Raw genomic sequence first — 3,960 nt, 5'->3', positions numbered from 1 at the left:
AAGCCGATGGCGTAGCCCAGGGCGATCGCCGCGCCGACGGCCAGCCAACAGGGCCGCACCACGGTGGCCCCCGGGAATACGCGCATAGTGGAACAGGCCGCTGATCGCCATCAGCAGGCCGTCGCCCCAGAATCCGCCCAGGCCCTTCTCAAGCGGCCAGGCGACCGGCGGGCGCGGCGCGGCCAGCAGTCCGGCCAGGGGCCAGGACCCCCGCCGCCCCGACGGCCGAGCGGATCCGCAGATCGCGACGGGCGGCGACCGGGTCGGGTTGGGTGGCGCGGGTCAGGCCGAGGATCAGCATCAGGGCGGCGCTGATCCAGCCGGCCAGGCCCAGGGATTGCATCAGGATGTCGGCGATCGCGGCCCCGGGGCCGCCCAGGGCGTTGGTGGCGCGGGCGGCCGAGGCGGCGTTCAGGCTGGGATCGGTGGCGTTATAGGTGGCCAGGGCCAGCAGCAGGCCGCCGCCGATCACCGTGACCACGCCGCCGCGGAACCGCGCCGACAAGGGCTGGGACCAGCCATAGGCGAAGGCTTCCATCAGAAGCTCAAGACCTGATCGCCGCGCCGCTCGCGCCATGAACCTGCAACTCCGTAACGGGTCGAACCGCTCGGTTTTGCCGCAAGAGGGTTAAGGGGCGTTTACGATGGGTGGGATCAGGTGTCGCGGGCGGAAGGGCGATCCTCCCCCTGAAGGGGGAGGCGGCCGTCAGGCCGGAGGGGGAAGACCGCAGAGGCTTGGCGGACGTCCCCCTCCGTCGGCTTCGCCGACACCTCCCCCGCCAGGGGGAGGATCTACAGGGTCAACCGCCGCCCTCACGCCGTGCCGAGATAGTCCTTCTTGCCGACCTCGACGCCGTTGTGGCGCAGCACCGCATAGGCGGTGGTCAGGTGGAAGAAGAAGTTGGGCTGGGCCTGGGTCTGCAGATAGGCCAGGCCCTTGACCACGGTGGTCTCGCCGCGCCGGGTCAGGCTGATGTCGCGATCCTCGGCCCCGGCGAAGGCGGCGGGGTCTAGGCCCTCGACATAGGCGATGGCCCGTTCGACCCGGGCGATCAGGCCAGGAAAATCGGTCTCGACATCATCCCAGGCCGGAACCTCGTGCCCCGCCAGGCGGGCGCAGCAGCCCTTGGCGAAGTCGGTGGCGATCTGCACCTGGCGCAGCAGCGGGAACATGTCGGGATAGAGCCGGGCCTGCAGCAGGGCTTCAGGGGCCCAGCCCTTGGCCTCGGCCTGGGCGGCGGCCTTGGTCAGCACGCCCTTCAGGCCCTTGAGGCCCTGGACGAAGACCGGGACGCTGGTCTGGTGGATGGAAAGGGTCATGAAAGCTCCGCTTGAGGTGTGGCGTTCAGATAGGGCCGACCGCGCCACGGCGAAAGCACGGAACGGGAGAGGACCGGCGGGGGTTTAGAGGGCTTCGGTTTCATTCCACGAGGTCTCCCCATGAAAGTCAGCGACGCGATGACCAGCCAGGTCTCCACCGCCGCCCCCACCGACAGCGTCCGCCAGGTCGCCCAGACCATGGCCCATGTCGACAGCGGCGCCGTGCCGATCGTCGACAACGGCAAGGTGGTCGGCCTGGTCACCGACCGCGACATCGTCCTGCGGGTGGTGGCCGAGGGTCGCAGCTTCGACTCGCCGATCTCCGAGGCGATGAGCGATGGCGAGGTTTATAGCGTCACCGCCGAGGACAACCTGGCCGACGCCACCGCCAAGATGGCCAATCACCAGATCCGTCGCCTGGTCGTGCTCGACGAGGCCGGCAAGCTGGCCGGCATCCTGTCGCTCGGCGACGTGGCCAAGGACTATGGCGCCAAGCAGGTCGGCAAGACCCTGGAAGAGATTTCCGAAGAGCCCGGCGACGCGGCGCACTGAATACCGTCGTCACCCCCTGCATGAAGCCGGGGGTGACGAGGTTTGCGGATAACGAAAAAGGGCGGCCCCGCGAGGAGCCGCCCTTCTTTGTCTCGAAAGTTCGGAAAGCCTAGACCAGCGAGGGGTCGATGGCCTTGCAGGCTTCCATCAGGCCCTTCACCGAGGCGACCGAGGCGGCGAACATCGCCTTCTCTTCGTCATTGGTTTCGAACTCGATGACCCGTTCCGCGCCGCCGGCGCCGATCACGACCGGCACGCCGACATAGAGGCCTTCCAGGCCGTACTGGCCATTGAGGAAGGTGGCGCAGGGCAGGACGCGCTTCTTGTCCTTGATATAGCTGGTGGCCATGGCGATGGCGCTTTCAGCCGGGGCGTAGAAGGCCGAGCCGGTCTTCAGCAGGGCGACGATCTCGCCGCCGCCGCCACGGGTGCGCTTGACGATGCCGTCGAGCTCTTCCTGGGTCATCCAGCCTTGCTTGACCAGTTCCGGCAGCGGCAGGCCGCCGACGGTGGAGTGGCGAACCATCGGCACCATGTCGTCGCCGTGACCACCCAGGGTCCAGGCGTGGATGTCTTCGACCGACACGCCGGTCTTTTCGGCCAGGAAGTAGGCGAAGCGCGCCGAGTCCAGGACGCCGGCCATGCCGATGACCTTTTCCTTGGGCAGGCCCGAGAACTGCTGCAGCGCCCAGACCATGGCGTCGAGCGGGTTGGTGATGCAGATGACGAAGGCGTTGGGGGCGTGGGCCTTGATGCCTTCGCCGACGGCCTTCATGACCTTCAGATTGATGCCCAGCAGGTCGTCGCGGCTCATGCCCGGCTTGCGCGGCACGCCGGCGGTGACGATGCAGACGTCGGCGCCGGCGATGTCGGCATAGTCATTGGCGCCCTTCAGGACGATGTCCTTTCCGAACACGGCCGAGGCTTCGGCCAGGTCGAGGGCCTTGCCCTGCGGCGTGCCTTCGCTGATGTCGAACAGGACGATGTCGCCCAGCTCTTCGCGAGCCGCGATATGGGCCAGGGTGCCGCCGATCATGCCGGCGCCGATAAGGGCGATCTTCGCGCGAGCCATAGGGTCTCCGTCAGGACTGTGGATGGAATTTCTCGCGGCGGTCTAGACCCATGAGGCTTAAGCCTCAAGCCCCCTTCCCCGTTTCGCTGCGCTGCGTCAAAACAGCCTGAACATTGATAGGGACGCGCAGGGATGAGCAAGACCGAGCCGGGCAACTATTTCGAGGACTTCAAGTTGGGCCAGACCCTGGTCCACGCCACGCCGCGCACGGTGACAGCCGGCGATGTGGCGCTCTACACCGCCTTCTACGGTCCGCGTTTCGCGCTGTTCTCGTCCGATGAATTCGCCCGGGCCTGCGGCCTGGCCGCCGCGCCGGTCGATCCGCTGGTCGCTTTCCACGTGGTGTTCGGCAAGACCGTGCCCGACATCAGCCTCAACGCCGTGGCCAATCTCGGCTATGCCGAGGGCCGGTTCCTGGCTCCGGTGCATCCGGGCGACACCCTGACGGCGACGTCGGAGGTGATCGGGCTGAAGGAAAACTCCAACCGCAAGACCGGCGTCGTCTATGTGCGCACCACCGGCGTCAACCAGCACGGCGTGGCGGTGCTGAGCTATGTGCGCTGGGTCATGGTTCGCAAGGGCGATGTCGAGGCGGTGGTCGAGGGGCAGTCGACCCCGGCCCTGGCCCAGGCCGTGGCCGCCGCCGATCTGGTGGTTCCGTCGGGGCTGGACTTCGGCCAGTACGACTGGGCCCTGGCCGGCGCGCCGCATGCCTTCGAGGACTACGCGATCGCGAGAAGATCGACCATGTCGACGGCATGGCCATCGAGGAGGCCGAGCACGCCATGCCACCCGCCTGTGGCAGAACACCGCCAAGGTCCACTTCAACCAGTATGAGCGCGCCAAGGACCCCTCGGGGCGGCGGCTGGTCTATGGCGGGTGGTGATCTCGACCGCCAAGGCCCTGTCGTTCAACGGCCTGCAGAACGCCGGCCTGATCGTGGCCATCAACGCCGGCCGCCATGTCAGCCCCTATTTCGCGGCGGCACGATCTTCGCCTGGAGCGAGGTGCTCGAC

General features: G+C 67.7%; 4 protein-coding genes and 1 pseudogene. 2 read left to right on the top strand and 3 right to left on the bottom strand.

All coding sequences use genetic code 11. The annotated features are described in order from the left end of the window. Positions 1 to 148: 148 nt before the first annotated feature. A complete protein-coding gene (locus CSW58_RS13140; protein ID WP_236627834.1) occupies positions 149 to 538 on the bottom strand; it encodes a DNA translocase FtsK 4TM domain-containing protein in 390 nt (129 codons plus the stop codon). A 275-nt stretch (positions 539 to 813) separates the two neighbouring features. After that, complete coding sequence (locus CSW58_RS13135; RefSeq protein ID WP_099447580.1) at positions 814 to 1,320, bottom strand: DUF1993 family protein; 507 nt, start codon at positions 1,318 to 1,320, stop codon at positions 814 to 816. Positions 1,321 to 1,440: 120 nt separating this feature from the next. Here CSW58_RS13135 and CSW58_RS13130 point away from each other — a divergent pair, with 120 nt between their 5' ends. Further along, positions 1,441 to 1,872: a CBS domain-containing protein gene (locus CSW58_RS13130; protein ID WP_099447579.1), complete on the top strand. Its 432-nt coding sequence runs from the start codon at positions 1,441 to 1,443 to the stop codon at positions 1,870 to 1,872. Positions 1,873 to 1,981: 109 nt separating this feature from the next. On the opposite strand, the gene mdh is transcribed toward CSW58_RS13130, so the two are convergent. After that, positions 1,982 to 2,944, bottom strand: coding sequence for a malate dehydrogenase (gene mdh, locus CSW58_RS13125; protein ID WP_099447578.1), 963 nt, complete (start codon positions 2,942 to 2,944; stop codon positions 1,982 to 1,984). A 132-nt stretch (positions 2,945 to 3,076) separates the two neighbouring features. Between mdh and CSW58_RS13120 the strand changes: the two are divergent. Continuing rightward, positions 3,077 to 3,960, top strand: a pseudogene (locus tag CSW58_RS13120) (MaoC family dehydratase); the annotation flags it as partial.

This window comes from Caulobacter sp. B11 (assembly GCF_002737765.1).
Classification (GTDB): domain Bacteria; phylum Pseudomonadota; class Alphaproteobacteria; order Caulobacterales; family Caulobacteraceae; genus Caulobacter.
This window is presented reverse-complemented; position numbering and strand designations above follow the sequence as displayed.

What these genes read in the sequence shown, in the direction of transcription:
- CSW58_RS13140 (WP_236627834.1), bottom strand. Translation starts at nt 538, where the DNA reads ATGGAAGCCTTCGCCTATGGCTGGTCCCAGCCCTTGTCGGCGCGGTTC.
- mdh (WP_099447578.1), bottom strand. Translation starts at nt 2,944, where the DNA reads ATGGCTCGCGCGAAGATCGCCCTTATCGGCGCCGGCATGATCGGCGGC.
- CSW58_RS13130 (WP_099447579.1), top strand. Translation starts at nt 1,441, where the DNA reads ATGAAAGTCAGCGACGCGATGACCAGCCAGGTCTCCACCGCCGCCCCC.
- CSW58_RS13135 (WP_099447580.1), bottom strand. Translation starts at nt 1,320, where the DNA reads ATGACCCTTTCCATCCACCAGACCAGCGTCCCGGTCTTCGTCCAGGGC.